Raw genomic sequence first — 21,946 nt, forward strand, 5'->3', positions numbered from 1 at the left:
TTACCGTAACGCATTGCCGGTTATTTGCAGGAATACACACCTTGGCAATCCGGTGATCACTTGGGCCGACAGGCCGTTATCCTAGGGTGTCTGAGGATTGTTTTTGTAATTAAGGGATTGAGCGATGCAGGCTTTGACAACCATTACCAATTTTGGTGATTCCTCGGTCATGTTGCCGTGCGCATTCATTATTGCTCTATGGCTGTGGCTTGGCGCTTCACGCCGTACGGCACTGCTCTGGCTGTCGTTGTTTGGTGGGGCATGCCTGCTGGTAGCAATTTCCAAGATGGCTTTCTTTGGCTGGGGTATTGGCATCCGCGCCTACGACTTCACCGGCTTTAGTGGACACTCCATGCTGGCCTGCAGTGTCATACCGGTTCTGTTCTGGCTGTTGGCAGCCAAGGCCCGGTCTGTCGTGCGCTGGGTCTGTGCCGGAGCCGGGGCGCTCTTCGCCCTCGCGATTGCGGTCACCCGAATCAAGTTGGGGTTTCACTCGGTTTCCGAAGTGGTTACCGGGGTGCCGATCGGCTTTGCAGCCAGTGGTGTCTTTCTCTGGCTCATGCGTGATCGAGCGGTCGTGGTGAAATCAAACCTGGCTGTCATTGCCAGCCTGCTGGCCCCCTTGCTGGTGCTCTATGGGCTCAATGCACCAACCCAACATTTCATGGAGGATGTCGCAACCAAGCTGGCCAACGGTGCGAACCCCTATACGCGTGCTCATCAGCGTGCAGGTGTTAAGCCGATAGGCGATTAGACCTTAGTAGGGTGTATGATGGTGTATCCCGAGGAGTGACAGCTGCCATGGAGCAATCTTCTCCCGTACAGCTGTCATAGAAGCATAGATGGTGCGCTCGTGTGTCATCGGCTTCGAATCCATCAGCCCTGTCCAATGGAGGTCTTATGGCCACACCTTCGCAGCATGAGTTGCGAAAGCAGTTTCGTGCATTGCTTGAATCCAATAAGTGCTATGACGTTGGTTCGGTATTCGATCCGATGTCTGCCCGCATAGCGGCCGATCTAGGCTTCGAAATGGGTATCCTGGGTGGATCTGTCGCATCGCTCCAGGTTCTGGCTGCACCTGACTTTTCCCTCATTACCTTAAGCGAATTCGTTGAGCAGGCGACCCGTATCGGTCGTGTTGCGACACTGCCCATCATTGCCGACGCAGATCATGGCTACGGTAATGCCCTGAACGTCATGCGTACCATCGTCGAGCTTGAGCGCGCCGGTGTGGCAGCCTTGACCATCGAAGACACCCTGCTGCCTGCCCAGTATGGTCGCAAGTCTACTGACCTGATTCCATTGGATGAAGCTGTTGGCAAGATCCAGGCTGCTCTGGCAGCCCGTATCGATCCGGCACTAAGCGTGTTTGCCCGGACCAATGCCGGTGTCTTGAGCGTTGAGAAAACCATCGAGCGCGCCCGTGCTTATCAGGATGCAGGCGCCGATGGCATCTGCATGGTGGGTATCAAGGACTTCGATCATCTGGAGCAGATTTCGCAGCACCTGAGCGTGCCGCTGATGCTGGTTGCCTATGGCAATCCTGAGCTGCGTGATTTCGAGCGTCTGGCCAGCCTGGGCGTGCGTATCGTTCTAAATGGTCATGCGGCCTATTTCGCCGCTATCAAGGCCACCTACGACTGCCTGCGTGAACAGCGCGGCATCCATGCTTCCGACCTGAGTGCTTCCGAACTCTCGACGAAGTATTCCACGCTTGATGAGTACCGTGTCTGGGCACGTGACTACATGAACGTGAAAGAGTAAGGCGCTTCTACACGTCTGACTCCAGTGAGCCCGACTGCCTGCTGAACGGAGAAATTCCACTCAGCAGGCGGGCCGCTTAAACCATCGTATACGCCTTGGGCGATGCCGCATCCTCCTGACTCACCCCTGTACACTGCTCCCGTTGCGCCTTGTGCGCTTCCTCCATGCGGGCCACATCTGCAGCCTTGATGTAATAGCCGTGATCGTCCTTGAAGCTATGCAGGATGGCAGTGGCAATCATGCCCACAAATCCCAGAATGGCCATCCACCAGATGTACCAGATCAGACCAAAGCCCAGCACAAAGCTGAATCCGGCGATGATCAGCCCGGCGCCGGTGTTGCTCGGCATGTGGATATCCTTGTAATCCGCCTGGTGTTTTTCCCTGACGCCATGTTCCTTCATGTCCAGATAAGCATCGATCCCCTGAACCTCCGGAAGCTCGGCAAAATTATAGGGCGCCGGAGGAGAGGACGTTGACCATTCCAGCGTCCGGGCATCCCAGGGATCACCGGTCAGGTCCCGGTTATGGGCGCGCTGGTGAATGCTGACGAGCAGTTGTGCAATCTGGCAGATGATGCCGCACAGGATCGTCAGTGCGCCGATAGCGGCCACAATGAGCCAAGGGTGCCAGTCCGGGTTGGCATAATGATTCAGGCGGCGCGTCATGCCCATGAAGCCCAGCACATAAAGCGGCATAAAGGCCAGGTAGAAGCCGACCACCCAGAAAAACAAGGCATAGCGTCCAAGCCTTTCGTTTAGGGTGAAGCCAAACATCTTGGGAAACCAGTAGGTGATGCCGGCAAAGTAGCCGAACAAGGCACCGCCGATGATTACGTTGTGGAAGTGCGCCACCAGGAACAGGCTGTTGTGCAGGACGAAATCAGCCCCCGGGACGGCCAGCAGCACACCGGTCATGCCACCGATGGTAAAGGTTACGATGAAGGCAACGGTCCACAGCATTGGGGTAGTGAACTGAATCCGCCCTTTGTACATGGTGAAGAGCCAAGTAAAGATCTTTACGCCGGTTGGAATAGCAATGATGCTGGTGGCTATGCCAAAGAATGCATTGACGTTGGCACCCGAGCCCATCGTGAAGAAGTGGTGCAGCCAAACGAGAAACGAGAGTACCGTGATTGCCACCGTAGCCCAGATCATCATGTTGTAGCTGAACAGACGCTTGCGGGTAAACGTCGCGGTCACTTCGGAGAACACGCCGAACGCCGGCAGGATCAGGATGTACACCTCGGGATGGCCCCAGGCCCAGATGAGGTTCACGTACATCATGGCGTTGCCGCCCAGTTCATTGGTGAAGAAGTGCATTCCCAGGTAGCGGTCCAGACTCAGTAGCCCCAGGGTTACGGTCAGGATCGGGAAGGCGGCCAGAATCAGCACGCTGGTACAAAAGGCCGTCCAGGTAAAGATCGGCATTTTCATCAACGTCATGCCGGTGGTACGCATCTTCAGGATCGTGACGAAGAAATTGAGACCGGTCAGGAGCGTGCCGAGGCCTGAGATCTGTAAGCTCCAGATGTAATAGTCCACGCCAACGCCAGGGCTGTACTTGATCCCGGAAAGCGGCGGGTAGGCCACCCAACCCGTCTTGGCGAACTCGCCCAGGCCGAGCGACAGGTTGACCAGTACTGCCCCGACAACGAACAGCCAGAAGCTGAGCGAGTTGAGGAACGGGAAGGCCACGTCACGTGCGCCGATCTGCAGCGGTACTACCACGTTCATCAGGCCGACCACCAATGGCATAGCTACGAAAAAAATCATGATCACGCCATGGGCGGTAAAGATCTGATCGTAGTGATGCGGGGGCAGGTAGCCCTCTGCGCCACCCGCCGCAATGGCCTGCTGGGCGCGCATCATGATTGCATCCGAGAACCCCCGAAGCAGCATTACCATGGCGACGATGATGTACATCACGCCAATTCGCTTGTGATCGACCGAGGTCAGCCACTCCGACCACAGCCAGCGCCACTTACGAAAATAGGTGAGTGCACCCACAGAGGAGAGGGCCACCAGAATAATGAAGCCGATGGCGCCCATGATAATAGGTTCATGAATCGGAATGTCCGATACACTGAATCTTCCGTACATTCGCGTTGCTCCTCCAATGTAACTAGGCGTAATGACCTGAACGCTGGAGATTTCGTTAGTTCCACTCAATACCCTATCGAACCCGCCTCAGGTCTTTTGCAGGCCGGTGTCTAGGGTGAGGCTTAGCGAACATTGGCGGCACGAAGCGAAAAGAGCGCATGCCTTCAGTGCTGGTCCTGGTATCGCTCAAGAACTGCAATGTCGACAGCTCGCATTTCCCAGCGAGTCCAGAATGGCGCATTCAGGATGTTCGTTGCCCGGGCACTGATCCACCAGCTGTTGAAGAGTGTCACGCAGGCTCGCCAGTTCAGCGATCTTGCGGTTCAGCTCATCCACATGGGCGCTGGCCAGGGCCTTGACCTCGGCACTGGCGCGGTGTCGATCACGCCAGTGCCCCAGGAGCCTGCCGACTTCCTCAAGCGAAAATCCCAGGTCTCGTGAGCGCTTGATAAAGGCCAGCGTCTCCAGATCACTGGTGCGGTACTGTCGATAACCACTGGCGCTGCGCCCGGCTGGGTCCAGCAACCCGATGTTTTCGTAGTACCGGAGCATCTTGGGGGTAAGCCCGCTGGCGCGGGCGGCTTGGCTGATGTTCATGACTGACTCATCTTCTCTGGTTGCCAACGTTTGAGCAGTAAAGCGTTACTGACAACGCTCACGCTGGAAAAGGCCATGGCAGCCCCGGCGAAGACCGGGTCAAGCAGGCCAAACGCTGCCAGCGGAATGCCAATGACGTTGTAGATAAAGGCCCAGAACAGATTCTGGCGAATCTTGCGATACGTACGACGGCAGATATCCAGCGCCCCTGGCACCAATGCCGGGTCGCCACGTAACAGGGTAATCCCGGCGGCATGCATGGCCACATCCGTCCCGCTGCCCATGGCGATACCCACATCGGCGGCCGCTAGGGCGGGTGCGTCGTTGATCCCGTCACCCACCATTGCCACACAGCGGCCTTGCGACCTGAGCTGTTGTACGACCGCGGCCTTATCGGCTGGCAGCACTTGGGCATGAACGTCTCGAATACCGGTCTGCCGTGCAACAACCCTTGCGCTGCCTTCGGTATCACCTGTGATCAGATGGCTGCTGATATGGTGCTTTTCAAGCGTGGCAATTGCATGACTCGCTCCCGGCTTGAGCTCATCGCCAAAGGCCAGAAGGGCCAGTACCCTTGGTTCGGGCTGCTGCTCAATCAGCCAGGAAAGCGTGCGACCTTCTTCTTCCCAGGCGTTGGCCTGAGCGGTAAGCGGACCTTTATCGAGCGCTAGCTCATAGAGCAATCGCCCGTTAGCCAACGCCAACTGCCGGTGTTCGATCTGGCCCTCAATACCGCGCCCCGGCAGGGCGCGAATATTCTGGGCAGCAGGTGCGTCCAGCAGGTTCCGCTCGCAGGCAGCGAGAACGGCTTGAGCCAAAGGATGTTCGCTGCCGCGTTGCAGGCGGGCCGACAAGACCAGCGCTTCCTGTTCGTTGATCATGTGAGTTGCTAGATGAATCAGGCGAGGCTGCCCCGAGGTCAAGGTACCGGTCTTGTCAAATGCGACGGTATCCACGGCGTGGGCTATTTCCAGCGTCTGCGCATCCTTGATTAGGATGCCGTGGCGTGCCGCGACGCCTGTTCCGGCCATAATGGCCGTAGGCGTGGCCAACCCCAGGGCGCAGGGGCAGGCAATCACCAGAACGGCGACGGCATTGATGAGCGATGTTTCCCAGCCTGCGCCTGCCAGCAGCCAGCCAACCAGCGTCAACAACGCGATACACAGCACGACGGGGACGAACACCTCACTGACGCGATCGACCAGGCGTTGAATGGGCGCCTTGGCGGCCTGGGCGTCCTCTACCAGCCGAATGATACGCGACAGAACGCTTTCATTGCCTAATGCGGTTATGCGAACCGTCAGCATACCCTCGCCATTGATGGAGCCTCCCGTGACACGATCACCCGGTCCCTTGGCTACTGGACGACTTTCTCCACTGATCAAGGCTTCATCGGCGTAGCTGTCTCCAGACTCCACGAGACCATCGACGGGTATCCGTTCACCGGGACGGATACGTACCCGATCGTCTATCTTGAGCTCCGCCAGACTGACCTCCTGCTCCAGTCCGTCGTTGGATAACCTAAAAGCTCGTTCCGGTCGCAAGGCTTGCAAGGCACGGATGGCATCACCGGTCTGCTGCTTGGCGCGGCTTTCCAGGTATTTGCCCAGGCGGACCAGGGCGATAACTACGGCAGCCGCCTCGAAATACAGGTGCGGCGTACTGTGAGGCGGTGCGCTCCACCACTGGTACAGGCTAAGGCCATAGGCTGCGCTGGTGCCAAGGGCAACCAGCAAATCCATATTGCCGGAGCGGGCCCGTACAGCCTTCCATGCAGCCACATAAAAGCGAGCACCCAGCAGGAACTGAACGGGTGTTGCCAGTGCAAACTGCACCCAAGGTGGCAGCATGGCGTGGATACCCAGTGGTTGCAGCAGCATCGGCACAATGAGGGGAAGGGCCAATAACAAAGCGAGTATCAGGGCACCGCGTTCCCGGGCCAAACGCTGCTCAGCCGTTTTGTCATCATGGGTAGTGGCAAGTCGGGCCTCATACCCCGCCTTGCCGATGGCGGCCAGGAGCAGGCTCGAATCTGTTCCCGGTATCAGCTCGACATGGGCCTGTTCGGAGGCCAGGTTCACGCTTACGGTATTGACGCCCGGAACCTTGCGCAGCGCGCGCTCGACCCGGTTGACGCAACTGGCGCAGGTCATGCCGGTGATATCAAGTTCGAGCGACTCGGTAGGAACGCTATATCCTGCGCGCGTAATGGCTTGCTGCAAGATAGGAAGCGATCCCTCTGGTGCGTGGACCCGGACACGCTCATTGGCCAGATTGACGCTGGCGTTTTCCACACCTTCAACTTTTCTGAGCGCACGCTCCACCCGGCCGGCGCAGGCCGCGCATGTCATGCCGTGTACGGGTAGATCGAATTCGGTCATGGTTAATCTCCTCATCACAGGATAGAGGATCAACCTTGACCTCGTGTTAAGGTCAAGCCCTGCCGATCAATCCTTGATCAGGGGCAACATGCCGGGCAATACACGGTCCCGACGCGCCACGTAGTGCCAGATCGCCATGCTGGCATGTCCCAGAATCAGTAGGATAAACGCATACTGCACGGTGACATGAAATTGCTTGGCTGCACCGCGAAGCGCTTCAGGCAAGGGCAGGGGACCAAAGCTGAACAACCAGAAGTAGTTGACGGGGCGAACGCTGAAGATAAGTCCTGTGATGGGCATGAGAAAAAGCAGGGCATACAGTACTGCATGCCCCAGCTTGGCCAGTTTCTGCTGAAGCACGGCATCCGGCGGCAACAGGGCTGGTGAGCCATGTTTGAAGCGAACCAGCAAGCGGATCACGGTTAGAGCCAGAACGGTAATGCCCAGCGATTTATGCAAAATAAAGACGCCGGCGCTCCCGCCCAGTAGCCCACTGAAGAAGTCTTCGAAATAGGGAAGTGAAATGATGAGGATGACCAGAGGGGCCGTCAGCCAATGCAAAAGAATCTGTGCATTCGAATAACGCGGCAGTGTAGCCATGAGCGAGTCCCTATCCGCACGGTGTAGTGGTGATAGGCCGTTCTTCCGAAAGGGTAAGGCGACCTTTCGCAATAATAAGTGACTTACCGTATTAACAGAAGCTGCCGGACTTGACCTTGACCTCATGGGAAGGTTGAGAATGAAATTTTCCTGTCAGGAGATACACCATGCATACCTTCAATGTGCAAGGCATGAGCTGTGGCCACTGTGTCAAGGCGGTTACCGAGGCGATTACTGCATTGGACGCATCGGCCAGGGTCGACGTGGATCTGCCAACCGGCAAGGTCACGGTAGACAGTCGCGAAGCCCCCGAGCCGCTGCTGGAGGCGATTCGCGAAGAAGGTTATTCCGCCGAAATCGCCTGATCCCAGTCCCGCACCAGGCCCCGGAAGAGGATATCGAACATTGCGGTCGAATCCTTGACCGGGTCAAACAGGCCGGGGTCGCGTAGCCAGTCGCTGATCAGGCCAATGAACATCGAATGCACGGCAAAGGCAGCCATGCGAGGCGTGACGCCCGGTTGCAGCCGCTTTTCCTGATGCTTCCATAGCTGCTCGCACAAACCTATAAACTGTGAAATAAAGGCGTTATTGCGCTCCTCGGCCTCCCGCAACTCGTCAGTAAATTCACAGCGATGCAGCAGAATGGTCATAACCCGGCGACTGCGCTCATCCTGAGTTAGCCGGTGCATGCCGTTCACACAGACATCTTTCAAGGAAATAATCGGATCTCGCCCCTGACAACCGCAGAGTTGCTGATTAAGCACTTCCATGGGGGTACGAACCTCGTTGAGCATCTCATGGAACAGATGTGCCTTGTTCTGGAAGTGCCAATACACAGCGCCACGTGTGACTCCGCATTCACGAGCTATCATCTCAAGGCTAGTATGCGCCACGCCATTGGCGAGAAAGAGCTGTTCAGCGGCCTCAATGATGTCGCGTCGGGTCTGCTCGGCTTCTTCTTTGGTTCTGCGCATAAGGTTCGTATGAAAATCAAGGATTAAAACGATAGTTTAACGGTTGGCCGTGTATTTACAAACATTGTTGTATGTAACAGCATGGCAGTTCATCGCTTTTGGGCCGCTGGCCCTCTCCGGATCTCCTCAATGACATTTCGCATTTTGTTAATGCTGGGTGCGCTCAGCGCGTTTGCGCCGTTTGCCATCGATATGTACCTGCCGTCTTTCCCGTCACTGGCAAAAGCCTTTTCAACAGATGTGGAACACGTCCAGTTAAGCCTTTCGGCGTATTTCGCAGGCTTGTCCATTGGGCAACTGTTCTACGGACCGCTGGCAGATCGGTTCGGCCGACGTATACCGCTGCTCACAGGTATCGTTCTGTTTACCCTTGCCTCATTGGCCTGTGCTATGGCGCCTACGCTGGAGTGGTTGATTGCGGCGCGTTTCGTTCAGGCATTAGGCGGTTGCGCAGGCATGGTGATTTCGCGTGCCGTAGTGCGTGACTTGTGCGATCCGATTCATGCTGCCAAGGCCTTTTCCCAGATCGTTCTGGTGACCGGGGTTGCGCCGATCCTCGCGCCGATTGGCGGAGGCTTCCTACTCAATCATGTTGGATGGCAAGCCATTTTCATCAGTTTGGTGGTCTTTGCCCTGCTATGTGGCAGCGCGGTTGCGCGCTGGCTACCAGAAACCCTGCCGCCCGAGGCACCGCGTCCATTGTTGCGCAACGCGCTGCGGCAATACTGGCAAATGTTGAGTGACAGGAACTTCATGGGGTTTGCGCTTATCGGCGGCATCTCCATGGCAGGTATGTTTGCGTATATCGCAGGCTCTCCGTTTGTGTTCATCAACCTGTACGGTATACCGGCAGAGCATTTTGGTTGGGTGTTTGGCAGCAATGCGGCAGGATTCATCTTATTTAGTCAGATTAATGCGCGCCTTTTGAGCCGGCACGGCCCATCCTGGCTGCTGACAAGAGTCACGCGGTTTTACGGCGCGGCAAGCCTTGTGCTGCTCGTCATCGCGGCCTTTCAGCCCGCCATGTTGTGGTGGATCTGTGTGCCGCTGTTTTGCTGCATCGCCTCGCTGGGCGGCATCATTCCCAACGCTTCGGCATGCGCGATGGCTGGTCAGGGGAGCAACGCAGGCAGTGCGTCTGCACTGTTGGGATGCCTGCAGTTTTCCATCGCGGCCTTATCGTCCGCGGCGGTAGGAATGCTGCATGACGGTACGGCACGGCCAATGGCGGCAATCATTGCAATCTGTGGCGTGGCAGCAGCGGTGCTGGCCTGGCTGACAACACGTACAAGGCCAGCACCCCACTGATCCGATCAGGCCGGAAGGCTTTCCGGCAGCTTATGAGGGGCTTTCAATCGAGCATTGAGCTTGTCGACGTATGTACGCGCTTCGTCCTCGGTTCTAAAGGTGATGGCTTGATCATCCAGACGAACTTGCCAACTACTTTGAGGCGAGCGCGTCAACGGGCGGACTTCAATTTTCATTGCGTATTCCCCCTTCCCTCGGTTGTCGGTGGGCGCTTAGTGTAGACCTCACTTAGGTTACAGAAGCGTGACGTGGATCAAGTTAGTGACCGGTGGTAATCGTAATACCATTTCTCGAACGCTTCCGGTGGAAGCGGAGGGCTGAACAGATACCCCTGGCATTGCTGACAGCCGAGTTTACGGATCACTTCAAGCTGTTCGTCGGTTTCAACACCTTCTGCCAGAACATCCAGGTGCAGGCTGTGCCCCAAGGCAATAATGGCGGACGCAATGGCCTGATTGCCATGTTCACCATTATCGGTACGGATATCGCGCATGAAGCTCTGGTCGATCTTGAGTTTATCCAGTGGGAAACGGCGCAGGTAGGCAAGCGACGAGTAGCCAGTGCCAAAGTCATCGACTGCAATGCGCACCCCAAGCGCTTTCAGAGCCGCAAGGCTGGTTAATGCCATCTCGACATTTTCCATCAGCGTTCCCTCTGTGATTTCCAGCTCCAGCTTATTGGCAGGCAGATGTTGTCGATTCAGTGCTCTGGTAATGCGCTCGGCCAGATCGGCTTGGGCAAATTGCCGTGGAGATAGATTGACCGCGACGATGTCGAGTTCGATACCTTTGTCGAGCCACTCCCGGATCTGGTAGCAGGCCTGCTCCAGGATCCAGAAGCCCAGAGGGACGATCAGCCCGGTTTCCTCGGCCAGGGGAATGAAGTCGGCCGGGGAGATCATTCCAAATTCGGGGTCGCGCCAGCGCACCAACGCTTCTGCGCCAATGGGTTGGCCCGTTGCGACATCAATCAGGGGTTGGTAATACAAGACAAAATCGCAGCGTTGCAACGCTACGCGCAGGCGCGATTCCAAGCTTAACCGCCGACGAGCCTGTTCTGTTAACGCCTGCGTATAGAAGCGGTAGGTGTCGCGACCCTGGTTCTTAGCCAAGTGCATGGCCGCGTCTGCATTGCGAATCAGCTCGTCGGCAGTGCTACCATCGCTGGGGTAGACACTGATACCCAGGCTCAAGCTAAGAAAGACCTCCTCGCCATCTTCCAGACGTAACGGGGCTTCTAACAGCTGGCGCAGCGTTTGCGCCAGCGTTGCCACTTCATCGAGCCGTTCGAATTGCTCAAGGATGACCAGAAACTCATCTCCTCCAATGCGGGCCAGCGTGTCCTCGGGCCTCAGGCCGGATCTGAGGGTATTGGCTACTGCGTTGATCAAATCATCCCCTGCGGGATGGCCATAACTTTCGTTAACGGTACGAAAATGGTCGAGATCAAGCAGCAGCACGGCCAGTTGACCCTCGCCCTGAAGCCGCTTCAAGGCATGATCCAGTCGGGTCCGGGCGAGCAAGCGGTTGGGTAGGTCAGTCAGTGGATCGAAATGGGCCAAATGGGCCAGCCGTGCTTCGCTTTCCTTGAGTTGGCTGGTATCGCTCAGCACCATCACGAACTGATGTTGGTCCTGCTGGCTGATTTGTCTGATGTTGAGCCAACCAGGGAAATTCATGCCATTGGGCCGGCGCCATAGCACCTCGCCTTCCCAGTGACCCTCCCTTAGCAAGGTGCGCCACAGGGTGCGATAGAAATGATGATCCTGACGACCACCCAGCGGCAGCGGCAGTTTCTGACCTTGCAGCTCGGTGATGGAGCGGTTGCACAAGGCCTGGAAGGTCGGGTTAGCCACGAGAATACGGCGTCGCTGATCGAGCACTACGATGCTGTCACGGCTGTTTTCGAAAAGAGCCGCTGCCTGACGCAGCGACTGCTCCTGCATTTTACGTAGCGTTATGTCTTCGATGACTGCAATAAAATAGTGTGGCTCGCCCTGCGTACTTCGAATCAGGGTAATGTTTAGATCGACCCAGATGATGTGCCCATCCCGACGCACATAGCGTTTTTGAAGTTCATAGCTATCTATTGTGCCGGCGAGCAGTTCCCGGATCCGCTCGGCACCGGAGGAAAAGTCCTCGGAGTAGGTTACGTCATGAACCGTCAGGTTTTTTAACTCGTCGTGCGAATATCCCACCATCTGGCAAAAGTATCGATTGGCTTGCATCCATTTGTAGTCGAGCCCTACCAAGGCAATCCCAATGGCCGCATGTTCGAACGTAGCGCGAAAACGGTGCTCAATCTCGTCCCGCTCTTGAGTATGACGCTGTTGCCGGATGGCCAGTGCGGCCAGGCGGGTAAATTCGTTGACCAGCGCAATGGTGGTCTGCTCGGGTGAGGTGAGTGTGTGGTAATAGATGCCAAATACCCCAACAGCACTCTCGGTCTCATCACGAATCGGCAAGGACCAGCCGGAGCGGATATCGGCCTGCCGGGCAGCCGCGCGCAAACCCTCCCAGTTCGGGTCGTGCTCGATGTCCTGGCTGATAACCAGCCCGTTACGGTAGACCGCTGCACCACAAGTGCCTGAGTCTGGAGCGATAGGTGAGTCTTCCATGGCATTGATATACGCATCCGGAAGGCTAGGCGCTGCGCTAACGCGGAGTTTGTTTCGAGAGTAATCCGCTATTTGAATGATAATGCGCATTTCAGGGAATATGTCTTCCAGACGCTTGGCAATACCCGTAAGGATGCTGCGTTTGGAGTGCCCCAATAGGAGCTCGTCGAGCACGGCATTGCGGGCGCGCTGTAAGGCGTCAGCCTGAAACTGATGGTGGATATCGGTGAGGGTTCCCTGAAGACCATCATCAATGACCTTGTGAATCCTGAACGAAACCCAGCGATGCGCGCCATCCGCTTGGCACAGGCGCAGCGTGGCAGACCAGTCTTGTCGCGTACCGTCACGAAACTCATTGAGCATCTGGCGGATGGGCTGGCTTTCCTGGCTATGGAAACACTGGAAAACCGAAACGCCTATTGTTTGAGCGATCGGTTTATTGGTCATCCGCTCCCAGGCTGAGCTGAGAAAACGCCAATGTCCGTCTATATCGACCAGAAAGGCCACAATCGGAAGATGAGCGATTATGTCCTGATAATGATGTGTTTTAGCATGCGTCTGATCGACAGGCTGAGGCGGGGAGGGGGCATCGGCAGCCTGTTCAGTGGCGTTTAATGTTTGCTGCAGTTGCTCTACATGCCGCTGCAACTCATCGAGCAGCTGTTGGCGCGCGTGCTGCTCTCGACGAACATAGAAATAGAGCAGGACGGCAATGCCACAGACAAAAAGAATGCCCTTGGTCGTTTGCAGAGTACTAAGTGTACTGGTATTGAATGACGCATGATCTAGAAGGTAGTCAGTGACAGCTACCCACGCAATGCCGATCAGGGCGTACAGACCAGCCAAGCGAAATGGATGAAATGTCCGCATCCGTGTCCCCATCGTTCGCGCGAAGCGAAAGCTGATATCCACAGTGGACAGGGTAGCGTGTGACGAGGTTCACTGCCATGCCATTGGCCTGACGCTTGATAGCTCTCTGAAAGCAGCCCGGCAGCCTTTCACTACCGGGCTGCTGGCGATCAGAAGCCTTCCAATACGATCTTGCCCTTGGCCTTGCCGCTTTCCAGCAGGGCATGGGCGCGACGCAGGTTCTCGGCGTTGATCTTTCCGTAATGCTCACCGAACGTAGTGCGCAGTACACCGCTATCGATCAGCTGAGCCACCTCGTTGAGCAGGTTATGCTGCTCCTGCATGTCCGACGTCTCGTACAGCGAGCGGGTATACATCAGTTCCCAGTGCAGCGACAGGCTCTTGCGCTTGAGCGGTACGGCGTCCAGCGACTCAGGATCGTCGATCAGGCCGAGTTTGCCCTGAGGCATCAGAGACTCGATGATCTGCTCATAATGACGATCGGTCTGGGTCAGGCTCGCGACATAGGTAACCTGCGGAATTCCGATGCGCTTGAGCTCCTCGCTGAGCGGTTTGCTGTGATCGATCACATGATGCGCGCCGAGTTCGGTTACCCAGGTCTGCGTCTCAGGACGAGAAGCCGTACCGATGACGGTCAGCCCGGTCAATTGGCGAGCCAGTTGCGTCATGATTGAGCCCACACCGCCCGCAGCGCCCACGATCAGCAGGGTTTCGCCACGATCGGCCTTGTCACGCGTGACACCCAGGCGATCAAATAGCAGTTCCCATGCGGTAATGGATGTCAACGGCAGCGCAGCCGCCTGAGCGAACGCCAACGATTCAGGCATGCGACCTACGATGCGCTCGTCGACCAGCTGAAACTCGCTATTGCTGCCCGGACGTACTAGTGATCCGGCATACCAAACCTTGTCGCCCGGCTTGAACAGGGTGACATCGCGGCCTACCGATTTGACGATGCCGGTAGCATCCCAGCCCAGAATGCGCGGCTGCGACTCATCGGCATGGGGAACGTAACCCTGACGAACCTTGGTATCCACCGGATTCACCGAGACGGCCTTGACTTCAACCAACAGATCACGCGGGCCTGGGGTTGGTTCGGGGAGCTCTATGTCCTGCAGGCTATCCGGGTTATCGACAGGCAGGCACTTGTAATGCGCAACGACTTTCATGCTGTTTTCCTCAGGAGATACGGTACATTTTGGTTACGCTGAATTTCTCAGCGGTACGCTCGATAACCGGCAGGGCGGCCTGAAAGTGTGGTGTTGCCTCGTGCTGGGCTAGGGACGCTTCGTCACGCCATTGTTCGATCATGTGAAACGTGCGTGGCTGCTCGGCATCGCGATGGAAGTCATATTGGATACAAGCATCTTCTGCGCGGCTCTGCGGCTGCAGACCGCGTAGGGCTTGTTCCAGTTCAGCTTCGGAACCCTCTTTGGCAACCAGGGTAGCAACCAGTGTCAGGGGAGTAGTCATCGTATTTCTCCTGTGAAATGCAGTAATGGTGTTCTCTTTCGTTGGATGATAAAAGCCGTTATAAAGCAAGGCTCTTTCAATAAAATCTTGAAAATGATCCGTCTGGCTGACTTGCAACTGTTTGTTAGGACTGTGGAATGCGCCAGTCTTTCCGCCGCTGCGCGAGAATTAGGTCTATCGGCAGCGGTAGCGAGCGCGGCGCTGAAGCGTCTAGAGGATGCGCTTGATACCAGGCTTCTGGCGCGCTCGACCCGAAGCCTTCGGCTAACCTCTGAAGGGCAGATGTATCTGGAGCACGCCCGACAAGCCTTGCAGAGCCTTGAGGAAGGGCAGCGCCTGCTGGAAAGCGGCAAGGCTGGGATCAGGGGTGTGCTGCATCTGTCGGCACCTTCGGATCTGGGTCGCAATCATCTACTAGAATGGCTGGACGAATTTCAGGCGCTGCATCCTGAGGTAAGCTTTCGATTGCTCCTGTCCGATCACCTGAACGATCTGTTTCGTGAGTCTGTAGACATTGCCATCCGGTATGGCGCACCTGAAGATTCTTCCCTAGTGGCCTTGCCCCTCGCTCCGCTCAATCGACGTGTACTGTGTGCGTCGCCTGCTTACTTTCAACGACGGGGCCATCCTCAGCAGCCGGATGAACTGCGTCAGCATAATTGCCTCTGCTATATGCGTGGTTCCAGGGCTCATGATCGATGGGTATTCGATGATGGCAAGCGACAGGTAACGGTCACCGTTCAGGGAGACCGCATAAGTGATGATGCCGATGTCATTCGACGCTGGGCCGTGGCCGGGCAGGGGCTTGTTTATAAGTCGTGGCTGGATGTCGCGAGTGATGTCGAAGCGGGGCTACTGGAACTGGCGCTACCGGAGTGGCATGGCGAAGTAACGCCGCTTAACCTGCTCTGTCCACACCGCGCCCAACTATCGAGCGCCGTGACGCAATTGAGGGATCTGATCCGGCTGCATTGCCAGAGGCTTCTGGAAAAAGCGCCCTGGCAAGGCCTATAGACAGAAATCAGGCGTAGGGGGCAAGCTGCTGAATGAGTTCGGCATGCAGCGTCTTGTCACCACAGGCGATGATTGCACCGCCATTCTGCGCGTCGCCACCATTCCAACTGGTCATGACACCGCCAGCGCCTTCGATGATCGGAATCAGCGCCTGGACATCATAGGGTTGTAGACTCGCCTCGATAATGACATCCACAAAGCCCGACGCCAGCATGCAATAGGCGTAACAGTCACCACCGAAGCGAACCAGCTGGGCCTGTTCGGCAATGCGTTCAAACGCTGCCAGACGCTCTGGTGTATCAAGGATCTGGGGGCTTGTACACATCACACGGGCCTTGGAGAGGCTGGCACAGGCGCGGGTCTTTAGCGGGGCGCCATTGAGCCAGGCGCCTTCTGGTGTGCCGACAAAGCGCTCGCCTGTGAACGGCTGATTCATTACGCCGATGACGGGGCGAGAGCCATCGTTCAGGGCGATCAAGGTACCCCAGAGCGGTAGCCCGGTAATGAAGGCGCGCGTGCCATCGATAGGGTCCAGCACCCAAGTCAGCGAACTGCTTCCGGTAACAGCGTCTTCTTCTTCACCCAGAATGCCGTGTTCTGGAAATTCGCTCAGGATCAACTCACGCATGGCGCGCTCGGCGGCCTTGTCGGCCAGCGTGACGGGGTCGAATAGGCGACCGCCTTTGTCATCCACTTGAAGCTGCGAGCGGAAATACGGCTTGATAGCCACGGCGGCGGCATCGGCCAGGCGCTCGGCGAACTGTTGATACTGGGTCGTTTCAGCGGCATTCAAAGGCATTGAAGTTCTCGATAGCGATTACGGATAGCACAATGAAAACCGGCCGCACGAGGGCGGCCGGTAGTACCTGTCAGACCAGGCGGGCGTCCAGGCTGTTCTGGGCTAGGCGCTTGGCCTGATCCTGAGTCATGCCCAGGCTTTCATGTAAGGCCATAAAGTTTTCAGTCACGTAGCCATTAAAATAGGCTGGATCATCAGAGTTCACGGTCACTTTCAGGCCACGCTCAAGCAGCTTGAGAATGTTGTGCTGGCTCATGTCATCAAACACGCACAGTTTGGTGTTGGACAGCGGGCAGACCGTCAGCGGAATCTGCTGGTCGATCAGGCGGTGCAGCAGGCGCTCATCTTCGGCTGCACGGACGCCATGGTCGATACGGACCACATTCAGCAGATCCAGAGCTTCCCAGATGTACTCGGGCGGGCCTTCCTCGCCAGCATGTGCCACAGCAACAAAGCCTTCGCTGCGCGCTCGGTCGAAAACACGTTTGAACTTGCTTGGCGGATGACCCATCTCGGAGCTGTCCAGGCCAACCGCAATAAAGGCGTCACGGAAGGGAAGCGCCTGATCCAGTGTCTTCTGGGCTTCGTCTTCAGACAGATGACGCAGGAAGCTCAGGATCAAGCCGCTGGTTACACCCAGCTTCTGCTCGCCATCCTTGAGCGCCTGCTGGATACCGCGCAGAACTACTTCGAACGGAATACCACGGTCCGTATGCGTTTGTGGGTCGAAGAACGGCTCGGTATGAATGACGTTTTGTTCCTTGCACTTGAGTAGGTAGGCCCAAGTCAGGTCGTAAAAGTCTTCTTCAGTGCGCAGAACATTCGCGCCCTGGTAATACAGGTCCAGAAATTCCTGAAGGTTGTTGAAGGAGTAGGCTTTGCGCAGCGCCTCGACATTCTCGAAAGGCAGCTGGATGCCATGGCGCTCAGCCAGCTTGAACATGAGCTCGGGCTCGAGCGTGCCCTCCAGATGAAGATGAAGTTCGGCTTTGGGGAGGGCATTGAGCCAGTCGTACATGGTGGGATTACTCATTAACAGCGATTTGCCCGGAATTATGTCATGCCCACCGGCGCTGCGCAGGTCTTTACTGCCTGAGCGGGGCATTGAAGCAGGCAAAGCGCTATTAATGCCTGTGCAGAGCGTCAGGCCGACGCCTTGCAGTCTGGCAGTCTCATAACCACCTCTGGTTTCTGGAAGAGGCCCAGGGGCACGAGAGCGTTTTAGCGGAGTGCAATGATTTTTTGCAGGCCGATGGCGAAATCACGCGCTGAAACATGTCGTAACCCTATGCCGTCAATTGGCTGGCCTTTCGCCGCATGAGGCGAGTCTTTCAAAGGATACGACTTACATGGTTTCAACATTGAGGGGCGAAGCATTTCTGCTGATCGCCATTATGGCCGGCGTGCTGGCCTATGTCTTCGAGCATCAATTGATAGGAAGCGGCCAGACGATTGCCTTGGTCGGGGCGGTGGCCCTGATCGCAGCCATCATCTGCGCTGCCATGCGTGTTGCTCACCATGCAGAGGTGCTTGCTGAAAAAGTAGGTGATCCCTACGGTACGATGATCCTGACGCTTTCGGCGGTGCTGGTAGAAGTGATCATCCTAGCCATTATGATGGGGCACGATCATTCGCCGACCCTGGCGCGAGACACGATCTACGCAGCTGTTATTCTCGATATCAATGGACTGATCGGCTTGGCCGCTCTTCTTGGAGGGCTCAAGCATGGCGAGCAGCGCTACAATGATGATTCCAGCCGTAGTTATGGGGTAATGATCCTGACCGCAGTGAGTATCTCCATGCTGGTGCCGGAATTTATCCCGGTTGAGCGCTGGCATGTCTACTCTGGCTTTACCATTATCGTAATGGTCTTGATGTATGCCCTGTTTCTGCGGATGCAGACTGGTCCCCATAGTTACTTCTTCAGCTACAACTATCCAGAAAAGAAGAAAAAGAAGCCTGCTGGTGACTCACCTGCCGTAGAGCATGAAGCGCCAGCGAATACAGGATTATCGGTTGGTCTGCTGATTGTAGGCGTGATAGTGACAGGCGCATTGGCTGAAGTCATGTCAAAATCACTGGATGCTGGTCTTGAAGGGCTGCCGGTTCCGCCTATGGTGTCTGCCTTGGTGGTTGCTGTTATCTCAGCCAGTCCAGAGATTCTTACTGCCTTGCGTGCAGCTATGGCCAACCGCATGCAGTCTGTTATCAACATCGCGTTGGGAGCATCGCTTTCCACCGTTATTCTAACGGTGCCGGTTGTTGAGGCCATTGCACTTTATACCGGGCAGCCTATGCAAATGGCTATGACCCCAGTGCAGACGGTCATGATGGGTGTCACCCTCATCATTGCTGCCATCAATCTCAATGACGGTGAGACCAATGCAATTGAAGGCATGACTCACTTTGTACTGTTCCTGACCTTTATTATGCTGACAATCATCGGTCTCTGATCCTGAGGGCGGGCTTGGTAATGCTTGCCCGCTCTATGCATCGTTCAGAAAGTGGCAGCTTGAAAATTCAATGCACCTTATTTTCGGCCTGCCATATTCTTGGTGACAATTGGGATTACTAGACTCCTAATAAACGGCTAGGCAAGGGAAGGCCTGTAGGCCATTAGCACTAGGGTTAGGGCTGAAAATCTATAAGGGAGCAAGATAAAGGAGCAATCCGTCATGAAGTGATCAAAAAGTGATCAATTTTCCCTAGGCCGCGCAACGTATGCGTTTGGCACATGTATCCTTGGCTTATCCACAGCCCCATCCACGTTAAGTGTGAGCAAGTCGAGCCTCTCAAAGTGCCTGCTAATCCTATACACGCTTTGAAACAAGCACTTATTCTGGATTGGTAGCAGAAATCCTGTGGATGGATAAGTCCGCTCCGTAATACTCTTCCTCTTGCGTCAGACGCAGACCAAGCACTTTTTTGATGACGCCATAAACGATCAGTCCGCCTGCCAGTGCAATCGCTACGCCCATACATGTGCCAATCAGCTGGCTTACAAGGCTTACGCCTCCACGGCCTTCCAGCACGGGTTGCCCGAAGATGCCACATGCGATACCACCCCAGACGCCGCATAGGCCGTGCAAAGGCCAGACGCCCAGAACGTCATCGATTTTCCATTTCACCTGGGTGGCAGTGAATGCCCATACAAAGAGCCCTCCAGCAACCAAGCCTGTTGCCAATGCACCAATAGGATGCATCAAATCCGAACCGGCACAAACTGCAACCAGCCCAGCTAACGGACCGTTGTGTAGAAAACCTGGATCGTTTCGCCCAAAGATAAGCGACGCCACGACACCGCCTACCATGGCCATCAATGAATTTACGGCAACTAGACCGCTTACGCCGTCCAGTGTCTGAGCGCTCATGACATTAAAGCCAAACCAGCCAATAATCAGAATCCATGAGCCAAGTGCGAGGAAAGGAATATTGGAGGGAGGGAACGCCACCAGCCGCCCATCACGATAACGACCGTTACGGCGGCCGAGTAACAGGACGGCTCCCAATGCAAGCCAACCCCCAACGGCGTGCACCACAACCGATCCGGCAAAGTCATGAAACTTCGCGCCAAAAGAGGCTTCAAGCCAAGCTTGTACGCCGTGGTTGTTATTCCAGACGATTCCCTCAAAAAACGGATAGATAAAAGCCACGATTAGAGCCGTTGCGCAGAGCTGTGGTGCAAACCGTGCCCGCTCAGCAATACCGCCAGAAATAATCGCCGGAATAGCGGCTGCAAATGTCAGCAGAAAGAAAAACTTCACCAAGGCGTAGCCGTTATCGGCCATTAGCGCTTCAGCCGGGCCAAAGAAGTTGACGCCATAGGCAATCCAATACCCGATAAAAAAATAAGCCAGGGTAGAAATGGCGAAGTCGGCCAGTATTTTTGATAGCGCATTGACCTGGTTTTTCTGGCGAACCGTGCCTACTTCCAAAAAGGCAAAACCAGCATGCATGGCCAAAACCATGACAGCGCCTACCAGAATGAATAATGTGTTGGATCCGTGGATCAGAATGCTTACGGCGCTTTGCAGTTCGTTCATGATTGGCAATTACACAAGAATGAATAACGGCACCAAAAACAGTCAGTAATCAAGGTCAGTGCACTAGAACGGCGCATTTTGCCTGACGTGATTTACATGCTTTTATGTTTGGTGCAGATGTTAAATGGCAGAGAAGGCGAGCCCACAAGCCTCAATTGCACGCTTGCAGGGCAGGGTCTCTCTCCTGCGCACCATAAGGCAGCAATTCTTGTGCCGTTCGAAGCGGTGAAGAGCGAAGCTATACGCTTCGCTTGGGCAGTTCTATTCCTGGATACGGTGCAACGCTATGCGGCCCCGGCTAACATCTGCCAGAAAGCGCTCTAGAGGAGAAAGATGCTCTTCCGGCAAAGCCAGGCGAATATCGACACCCGAGGCACCGAATGCTTTGTCGTCTAGAAGAGCATCAAACTCACGTAGTCTGGATTCGAGCAGGGGAAGCTCAGAATAAGTGCAGTGGCAGGCCACCAGAACTCGAGGTACTAACTCCACACGCTCAGCCTGTTGAAGGCATTTGGCAGCACAGCCTCCATATGCGCGCACCAATCCACCTGTCCCCAGCTTTATGCCACCGAACCAGCGTGTTACCACTACAACCACTCGGTCACAGTTCTGTCCTTCGATGGCCGTTAGGATGGGGCGGCCGGCAGTCCCGCCAGGCTCGCCGTCATCGTTGAACCGATATTGTTGGCCAAGCTTCCAGGCCCAACAATTATGAGTAGCACCAGGGTCGCTGACCCGGTCAATAAAAGTCTGCGCATCGGCAGCACTTGAAATAGGCGCAGCAAAAGCCTGAAAGCGACTCTTGCGGATCTCTTCCTGAAACACCGCTTCAACTAATAGTGTTTCGCTCATATGCGAGCCGGCAGCTGAAGGCTACAGCCCTTGAATATGATATGAGTCAACGTATGGGTCGCTGCCTCGAAATCCTGGTCAGTCAATTGGTTGCGTCCTGTCACATGGCAGAGTCGGCTGGAAAAGTCAGCATAGTGCTAAGTGCTGCCCCATAGCACAAAAATAAGATGTACAGGGGCAACAGGATCCATTTTGCCGTGTTTGATCCATGCTTCAAAGACAGCTGCCCGCTGCCTAAACCAGTTCCGGTAGTCCTGATCGAAATATTCATACAGGCAAGTACCGTCACCAACAATTTCCATGGCAAAAATACACGAGGCTAGAAAATGCCGCCGAGAAAGCGTCGTTTTGGCTTGAATGTAGCGAGCCAATGCTTCGGCAGGGTGCTCTTCAAACGCAAGCGTGTTAAATGTACTGCCAGAGCTCAAGGATATTGGCCAACAGAGCCATATGAAGCCTAACGTGTTATTGAAACAGTAATGTACGTTGGCCTTGGGCAAGCCGACCCGCTGGGCAATGGTATTCATGAGGCCAGTCAGGGGCTCAGGAGT

19 protein-coding genes and 1 pseudogene are annotated in these 21,946 nt (G+C 55.7%); 6 read left to right on the forward strand and 14 right to left on the reverse strand.

Going from position 1 to position 21,946, the window contains the following annotated elements:
* Positions 1-124 precede the first annotated feature (124 nt).
* Both EAW52_RS06220 and EAW52_RS06225 read left to right on the forward strand, forming a co-directional pair.
* Positions 125-754: a phosphatase PAP2 family protein gene (locus tag EAW52_RS06220; protein WP_073449899.1), complete on the forward strand. Its 630-nt coding sequence runs from the start codon at positions 125-127 to the stop codon at positions 752-754.
* A gap of 146 nt (positions 755-900) precedes the next feature.
* The gene (locus EAW52_RS06225; RefSeq protein ID WP_019364929.1) at positions 901-1,764 is read left to right on the forward strand and encodes an oxaloacetate decarboxylase; all 864 of its coding nucleotides are present in this window, start codon (positions 901-903) and stop codon (positions 1,762-1,764) included.
* Positions 1,765-1,840: 76 nt separating this feature from the next.
* On the opposite strand, the gene cyoB is transcribed toward EAW52_RS06225, so the two are convergent.
* From cyoB to EAW52_RS06245, 4 genes are all read right to left on the reverse strand, one after another.
* The gene (gene cyoB / locus EAW52_RS06230; RefSeq protein WP_122041808.1) at positions 1,841-3,865 is read right to left on the reverse strand and encodes a cytochrome o ubiquinol oxidase subunit I; all 2,025 of its coding nucleotides are present in this window, start codon (positions 3,863-3,865) and stop codon (positions 1,841-1,843) included.
* 186 nt (positions 3,866-4,051) lie between these two features.
* Positions 4,052-4,462: a Cu(I)-responsive transcriptional regulator gene (cueR, locus tag EAW52_RS06235; RefSeq protein WP_122041809.1), complete on the reverse strand. Its 411-nt coding sequence runs from the start codon at positions 4,460-4,462 to the stop codon at positions 4,052-4,054.
* A complete protein-coding gene (locus EAW52_RS06240) occupies positions 4,459-6,858 on the reverse strand; it encodes a heavy metal translocating P-type ATPase (RefSeq protein ID WP_218567922.1) in 2,400 nt (799 codons plus the stop codon). The genes cueR and EAW52_RS06240 overlap by 4 nt, the downstream gene beginning before the upstream one ends.
* Before the next feature lie 51 nt (positions 6,859-6,909).
* Positions 6,910-7,443, reverse strand: a complete 534-nt coding sequence (locus EAW52_RS06245; RefSeq protein ID WP_122041811.1) for a cytochrome b — start codon at positions 7,441-7,443, stop codon at positions 6,910-6,912.
* A gap of 167 nt (positions 7,444-7,610) precedes the next feature.
* Between EAW52_RS06245 and EAW52_RS06250 the strand changes: the two genes are divergently transcribed.
* Positions 7,611-7,808: a heavy-metal-associated domain-containing protein gene (locus EAW52_RS06250; protein WP_122041812.1), complete on the forward strand. Its 198-nt coding sequence runs from the start codon at positions 7,611-7,613 to the stop codon at positions 7,806-7,808.
* On the opposite strand, the gene EAW52_RS06255 is transcribed toward EAW52_RS06250, so the two are convergent.
* The gene (locus tag EAW52_RS06255; RefSeq protein WP_010795513.1) at positions 7,787-8,419 is read right to left on the reverse strand and encodes a TetR family transcriptional regulator; all 633 of its coding nucleotides are present in this window, start codon (positions 8,417-8,419) and stop codon (positions 7,787-7,789) included. The genes EAW52_RS06250 and EAW52_RS06255 overlap by 22 nt on opposite strands.
* 129 nt (positions 8,420-8,548) lie before the next feature.
* On the opposite strand from EAW52_RS06255, the gene EAW52_RS06260 reads away from it, so the two are divergent.
* The gene (locus EAW52_RS06260) at positions 8,549-9,727 is read left to right on the forward strand and encodes a Bcr/CflA family multidrug efflux MFS transporter (protein ID WP_122041813.1); all 1,179 of its coding nucleotides are present in this window, start codon (positions 8,549-8,551) and stop codon (positions 9,725-9,727) included.
* Between the two features lie 5 nt (positions 9,728-9,732).
* Here EAW52_RS06260 and EAW52_RS25865 read toward each other — a convergent pair whose 3' ends face one another.
* The 4 genes from EAW52_RS25865 to EAW52_RS06275 all read right to left on the reverse strand — a co-directional run bounded on the left by EAW52_RS25865 (position 9,733) and on the right by EAW52_RS06275 (position 14,687).
* Positions 9,733-9,903, reverse strand: a complete 171-nt coding sequence (locus tag EAW52_RS25865; protein WP_010795511.1) for a hypothetical protein — start codon at positions 9,901-9,903, stop codon at positions 9,733-9,735.
* A gap of 77 nt (positions 9,904-9,980) precedes the next feature.
* Positions 9,981-13,214, reverse strand: a complete 3,234-nt coding sequence (locus EAW52_RS06265; protein WP_122041814.1) for an EAL domain-containing protein — start codon at positions 13,212-13,214, stop codon at positions 9,981-9,983.
* Positions 13,215-13,363: 149 nt separating this feature from the next.
* Positions 13,364-14,383, reverse strand: a complete 1,020-nt coding sequence (locus EAW52_RS06270) for a zinc-binding alcohol dehydrogenase family protein (RefSeq protein WP_122041815.1) — start codon at positions 14,381-14,383, stop codon at positions 13,364-13,366.
* Positions 14,384-14,393: 10 nt separating this feature from the next.
* Positions 14,394-14,687, reverse strand: coding sequence for a putative quinol monooxygenase (locus tag EAW52_RS06275; protein ID WP_010795508.1), 294 nt, complete (start codon positions 14,685-14,687; stop codon positions 14,394-14,396).
* Positions 14,688-14,780: 93 nt separating this feature from the next.
* Between EAW52_RS06275 and EAW52_RS06280 the strand changes: the two genes are divergently transcribed.
* On the forward strand, positions 14,781-15,701 hold the full coding sequence (locus EAW52_RS06280) for a LysR family transcriptional regulator (protein ID WP_074822670.1): 921 nt from the start codon (positions 14,781-14,783) through the stop codon (positions 15,699-15,701).
* Positions 15,702-15,708: 7 nt separating this feature from the next.
* Here the strand turns inward: EAW52_RS06280 and hisN are convergent, their stop codons facing one another.
* Both hisN and EAW52_RS06290 read right to left on the reverse strand, forming a co-directional pair.
* Positions 15,709-16,500, reverse strand: coding sequence for a histidinol-phosphatase (gene hisN / locus EAW52_RS06285; RefSeq protein ID WP_122041816.1), 792 nt, complete (start codon positions 16,498-16,500; stop codon positions 15,709-15,711).
* Positions 16,501-16,570: 70 nt separating this feature from the next.
* Positions 16,571-17,518 carry an adenosine deaminase gene (locus EAW52_RS06290; RefSeq protein WP_122041817.1) on the reverse strand — a complete coding sequence of 316 codons (948 nt, stop codon included), beginning with the start codon at positions 17,516-17,518 and terminating at the stop codon, positions 16,571-16,573.
* A 331-nt stretch (positions 17,519-17,849) separates the two neighbouring features.
* On the opposite strand from EAW52_RS06290, the gene EAW52_RS06295 reads away from it, so the two are divergent.
* Positions 17,850-18,953, forward strand: a complete 1,104-nt coding sequence (locus tag EAW52_RS06295) for a calcium:proton antiporter (protein WP_122041818.1) — start codon at positions 17,850-17,852, stop codon at positions 18,951-18,953.
* 381 nt (positions 18,954-19,334) lie between these two features.
* Here EAW52_RS06295 and EAW52_RS06300 read toward each other — a convergent pair whose 3' ends face one another.
* From EAW52_RS06300 to EAW52_RS06310, 3 genes and pseudogenes are all read right to left on the reverse strand, one after another.
* Complete coding sequence (locus EAW52_RS06300) at positions 19,335-20,543, reverse strand: ammonium transporter (protein WP_122041819.1); 1,209 nt, start codon at positions 20,541-20,543, stop codon at positions 19,335-19,337.
* A 261-nt stretch (positions 20,544-20,804) separates the two neighbouring features.
* A complete protein-coding gene (locus tag EAW52_RS06305; protein WP_122041820.1) occupies positions 20,805-21,395 on the reverse strand; it encodes a YigZ family protein in 591 nt (196 codons plus the stop codon).
* Positions 21,392-21,922, reverse strand: a pseudogene (locus EAW52_RS06310) (TetR family transcriptional regulator C-terminal domain-containing protein); the annotation flags it as partial. The gene EAW52_RS06305 and the pseudogene EAW52_RS06310, both read right to left, overlap by 4 nt.
* Between the last annotated feature and the right edge of the window lie 24 nt (positions 21,923-21,946).

It is taken from the genome of Pseudomonas sp. LTJR-52, assembly GCF_003691465.1.
Classification (GTDB): domain Bacteria; phylum Pseudomonadota; class Gammaproteobacteria; order Pseudomonadales; family Pseudomonadaceae; genus Chryseomonas; species Chryseomonas luteola.

What these genes read in the sequence shown, in the direction of transcription:
- hisN (WP_122041816.1), bottom strand. Translation starts at nt 16,500, where the DNA reads ATGCCTTTGAATGCCGCTGAAACGACCCAGTATCAACAGTTCGCCGAG.
- cueR (WP_122041809.1), bottom strand. Translation starts at nt 4,462, where the DNA reads ATGAACATCAGCCAAGCCGCCCGCGCCAGCGGGCTTACCCCCAAGATG.
- EAW52_RS06290 (WP_122041817.1), bottom strand. Translation starts at nt 17,518, where the DNA reads ATGTACGACTGGCTCAATGCCCTCCCCAAAGCCGAACTTCATCTTCAT.
- cyoB (WP_122041808.1), bottom strand. Translation starts at nt 3,865, where the DNA reads ATGTACGGAAGATTCAGTGTATCGGACATTCCGATTCATGAACCTATT.
- EAW52_RS06295 (WP_122041818.1), top strand. Translation starts at nt 17,850, where the DNA reads ATGGTTTCAACATTGAGGGGCGAAGCATTTCTGCTGATCGCCATTATG.
- EAW52_RS06225 (WP_019364929.1), top strand. Translation starts at nt 901, where the DNA reads ATGGCCACACCTTCGCAGCATGAGTTGCGAAAGCAGTTTCGTGCATTG.
- EAW52_RS06265 (WP_122041814.1), bottom strand. Translation starts at nt 13,214, where the DNA reads ATGCGGACATTTCATCCATTTCGCTTGGCTGGTCTGTACGCCCTGATC.
- EAW52_RS06250 (WP_122041812.1), top strand. Translation starts at nt 7,611, where the DNA reads ATGCATACCTTCAATGTGCAAGGCATGAGCTGTGGCCACTGTGTCAAG.
- EAW52_RS06245 (WP_122041811.1), bottom strand. Translation starts at nt 7,443, where the DNA reads ATGGCTACACTGCCGCGTTATTCGAATGCACAGATTCTTTTGCATTGG.
- EAW52_RS06300 (WP_122041819.1), bottom strand. Translation starts at nt 20,543, where the DNA reads ATGAACGAACTGCAAAGCGCCGTAAGCATTCTGATCCACGGATCCAAC.
- EAW52_RS06275 (WP_010795508.1), bottom strand. Translation starts at nt 14,687, where the DNA reads ATGACTACTCCCCTGACACTGGTTGCTACCCTGGTTGCCAAAGAGGGT.
- EAW52_RS06240 (WP_218567922.1), bottom strand. Translation starts at nt 6,858, where the DNA reads ATGAGGAGATTAACCATGACCGAATTCGATCTACCCGTACACGGCATG.
- EAW52_RS06220 (WP_073449899.1), top strand. Translation starts at nt 125, where the DNA reads ATGCAGGCTTTGACAACCATTACCAATTTTGGTGATTCCTCGGTCATG.
- EAW52_RS06255 (WP_010795513.1), bottom strand. Translation starts at nt 8,419, where the DNA reads ATGCGCAGAACCAAAGAAGAAGCCGAGCAGACCCGACGCGACATCATT.
- EAW52_RS06260 (WP_122041813.1), top strand. Translation starts at nt 8,549, where the DNA reads ATGACATTTCGCATTTTGTTAATGCTGGGTGCGCTCAGCGCGTTTGCG.
- EAW52_RS06305 (WP_122041820.1), bottom strand. Translation starts at nt 21,395, where the DNA reads ATGAGCGAAACACTATTAGTTGAAGCGGTGTTTCAGGAAGAGATCCGC.
- EAW52_RS06280 (WP_074822670.1), top strand. Translation starts at nt 14,781, where the DNA reads ATGATCCGTCTGGCTGACTTGCAACTGTTTGTTAGGACTGTGGAATGC.
- EAW52_RS06270 (WP_122041815.1), bottom strand. Translation starts at nt 14,383, where the DNA reads ATGAAAGTCGTTGCGCATTACAAGTGCCTGCCTGTCGATAACCCGGAT.
- EAW52_RS25865 (WP_010795511.1), bottom strand. Translation starts at nt 9,903, where the DNA reads ATGAAAATTGAAGTCCGCCCGTTGACGCGCTCGCCTCAAAGTAGTTGG.